Source organism: Mesorhizobium sp. M4A.F.Ca.ET.090.04.2.1 (genome assembly GCF_003999085.1).
Taxonomy (GTDB): Bacteria; Pseudomonadota; Alphaproteobacteria; order Rhizobiales; family Rhizobiaceae; genus Mesorhizobium.
This window is the reverse complement of the sequence record NZ_RZOT01000624.1, coordinates 1-3,228: the sequence shown is the minus strand read 5'-3', so window position 1 is coordinate 3,228 and position 3,228 is coordinate 1. Positions and strand designations below refer to the sequence as shown.

3 protein-coding genes and 1 pseudogene are annotated in these 3,228 nt (G+C 67.1%); 3 read left to right on the top strand and 1 reads right to left on the bottom strand.

What is annotated here, in order from left to right; all coding sequences use genetic code 11:
- Nucleotides 1–992, bottom strand: a 992-nt coding sequence (locus EN781_RS29310; RefSeq protein WP_245492682.1) for an aldehyde dehydrogenase family protein, incomplete at its 3' end; no start/stop codon positions are given.
- 105 nt (nucleotides 993–1,097) lie between these two features.
- Between EN781_RS29310 and EN781_RS29305 the strand changes: the two genes are divergently transcribed.
- The 3 genes and pseudogenes from EN781_RS29305 to EN781_RS29295 form a co-directional block, all read left to right on the top strand.
- Entirely contained in the window at nucleotides 1,098–1,979 is an 882-nt protein-coding gene (locus EN781_RS29305; protein WP_126057811.1) for a LysR family transcriptional regulator, read from the top strand.
- A gap of 104 nt (nucleotides 1,980–2,083) precedes the next feature.
- On the top strand, nucleotides 2,084–2,524 hold the full coding sequence (locus EN781_RS29300) for a hypothetical protein (protein WP_126057810.1): 441 nt from the start codon (nucleotides 2,084–2,086) through the stop codon (nucleotides 2,522–2,524).
- A pseudogene (locus EN781_RS29295) lies at nucleotides 2,521–3,228 on the top strand (phosphatidylserine/phosphatidylglycerophosphate/cardiolipin synthase family protein); the annotation flags it as partial. The gene EN781_RS29300 and the pseudogene EN781_RS29295, both read left to right, overlap by 4 nt.

Here is a 3,228-nt window from a genome sequence, read left to right as displayed (position 1 = left end):
TTGCCGCCCGGAACCGCCCCCGAGATCGCCAGGCAGCGCTCGCCGGCCGAGCCGTAGCCGGCGCCGATCAGCGCGTCGACCGTCTGGTCGAGGTCGGCGTCGGGCATGATGATCATGTGGTTCTTGGCACCGCCGAAGCACTGCACGCGCTTGCCGGCCGCGGTGCCACGCGAATAGATGTAGTGGGCGATCGGCGTCGAACCGACGAAGCCGACGGCCTTGATGTCGGGATCGTCGAGGATGGCGTCGACGACTTCCTTGTCGCCGTTGACGACATTGAGGATGCCGGCCGGCAGGCCGGCCTCGATGAACAGTTCGGCAATGCGGATCGGCACGCCCGGATCACGCTCGGAAGGCTTCAGGATGAAGGCGTTACCGCATGCGATCGCCGGCGCAATCTTCCACAGCGGGATCATCGCCGGGAAATTGAACGGCGTGATGCCGGCGACGACGCCGAGCGGCTGGCGCATCGAGTAGACGTCGATGCCGGGGCCGGCGCCGTCGGTGAACTCGCCCTTCATCATGTGCGGCGCTCCGATGCAGACCTCGACCACTTCCAGGCCGCGCTGGATGTCGCCCTTGGCGTCGGCGATCGTCTTGCCATGCTCGCGCGCCAGGATGTCGGCCAGTTCGTCATAGTCGCGCTGCACCAGTTCGAGGAACTTCATCAGCACGCGCACGCGCCGCTGCGGGTTGGTGGCCGCCCACTGGGGCTGCGCCGCCTTGGCGTTCTCGACAGCCGCGCGCAGTTCCGCCTGCGAAGCCAGCGCCACCGTGCCGCGCACGGAACCGTCCATCGGCTGCATCACGTCCTGCTTGCGGCCGCTGGTCCCGGCGACACGCTTGCCGCCGATGAAATGACCGTAATCGATCATGGTTTCTCTCCCTGTGTTTTGATGATGGCGCATTGTCCGCCTTTGCCGGAGCGAAGGCAACGCGAGCGAAAACGCAACCGTTGTGCAAAAAATAGACAACGATGGGCAGCTGTGCATTAATTGTCGCAAATGGCGAGTTGCTGAAAGGGATCGAAGATTGCAGGCTGGACAAAGGGGACAGGCGGCAAAGGCAGTGCTCGCGACTAATCCGGACCATCCGGCATGAACTGGGATGACGTCCGCATCTTTCTCGCCGTGGCGCGCGCCGGCCAGATCCTCGGCGCGGCGAAACGCCTGGAGCTCAACCACGCCACCGTCTCGCGCCGGATCGCGGCGCTCGAGGAGGCGCTGCGGACGAAGCTTTTCCGCCGCCTGACCACGGGCAGCGAGCTGACGCCGGCCGGCGAACGCTTCCTCGACATAGCCGAGCGCATGGAGAGCGACATGATCGCCGCGCGCTCGACCGTTGCCGGCGAAGGCGACGATATCTCGGGCACGGTGCGCATCGGCGCGCCCGACGGTTTTGGCGTTGCCTTCCTGGCGAAACGGCTGGGAGAACTGACCGCCCTTCACCGCGAGCTCACCATCCAGCTGGTGCCGGTGCCGCGCTCCTTCTCGCTGTCCAGGCGCGAGGCCGACATCGCCATCACCGTCGAACGCCCGACCGAGGGCCGGCTGGTGGCGGGCAAGCTGGTCGACTACACGCTCGGCCTGTTCGCCTCGCGCGCCTATGCCGAGGCCCATAGCTTGCCGACGACGCCGGCCGAGCTCGGCCGGCACACGCTGATTGGCTACGTGCCGGACCTCATCGTCAGCCCCTCGCTCGACTATGCCGCCGAGTTCAGCGCCGACTGGCGCACCAGCTTTGCCATCTCCTCGGCACTCGGCCAGGCCGAGGCGGTGCGTTCCGGCGCAGGCATCGGCATCCTGCACACGTTCGTCGCCCGCTCGATGCCGGAACTGGTTCTCGTCGACATCGTCGCGCCGATCCGCCGCGCCTACTGGCTGGTCTATCACGAATCGGTGAGGCCGCTGCGCCGGGTGCAGATCGTCGCCAACTTCATCACCCGGGCGGTGGAAAGGGAGCGCGCTCTGTTCGTCTGACTCGCCCGCCTTGCGCTTGCCACAAAATCGGCGAGTGTGGCATCCGCCTATTGAGCGGCTTTAAAGCCCGGGCGGGGACTTTTCGGAAAGCTGGCGCGGAGAAAATGCGAGCCGTTCTTGCCATCCTGCCGCTGGCCTTCCTCTCGGCTTGCGCCAACCCGTGGACGAAAGTGCCGGAGGCGGAGCTGCCAAAGCCGATCCGCACTGCGATGGCGCGCCCTTCGCCCTTCGTCATCGGCAACTATTGCGGGCCGGGCACCCGCTCCGGCGACCTGTCGCTGCGGCCGGTCGACCGTCTCGACGCCGCGTGCCAGGTCCACGACGCCTGCTACATCGCCCGCCACAACCATTGCGACTGCGACGGCGCCCTTGTCGCCTCGGCGCGAGCGATCCGCGACGACAAGAGCGCGACGAGGGCGATGCGCGACGAGGCCGAACTCCTGATCGCCACGTTCGCCGTCCCCGTCTGCAAGATCTTCCCGCAGGGCTTCATGCCGCCACGCGATCCCGCCCAGCTCAAGGCCATGAACGGGGCCACCGGGTGACGCGGCGCAATTTCGGATGCCTGGCCCTGCTCTGGCTGGCGCTCGCGGCAACGGCCGGCTGCGCCGGCATGCCCGGCCGTTCCGCCTGCGCTTTCTTTCCGGGCGATGATACCTGCGACCGGCCGCCGGTCTCGGCCGACACCACCGGCACCGAGATCGCAACCGCACAATACTTCGGGAATGACGACAACGGCGCCTACGAGAAGCGGTTCCAGGCGCTGCTCGCCCAGAGCCGGCTCGACGCGCTCGATCGCACGAACGGCACCGGCCGTTTCGGCCATGACTGGCGTGATGTCCAGAACAGCCGTTTCCAGGCGACCTACCGGACGCTGCAGCGGCTGGCGAGGCCGCTCGACAAGACCGAGCTGACGCCAACCCGCGATAAGCCCGGCGAGGATCATTTCACCGGGCGCTGGCGCATGTCGCGCCAGACGCTCTATCTCGATGCCGCCGCCCGGCCTTTCGCGCCGAGGATATTCAGCTTTTCCGGACTGGAGGCGCGCTCGGTCGAGATCGTGCTTCGTCAGGCCGGCCGGAAGCCGATCGACATAGGTGGCTCCTGCGACGGGCCGCTGGCAATCCGCGCCTCGGGACGATCAAGCAGCATTGCGGCGGGCTCGGCGTTTCATCTCAGCCTGCCGGCGGCAGAAACATCAGCAAGCCTGTTTCCCGGTGAAGCGCTGACCCGCTGCGACCTGCGTGTC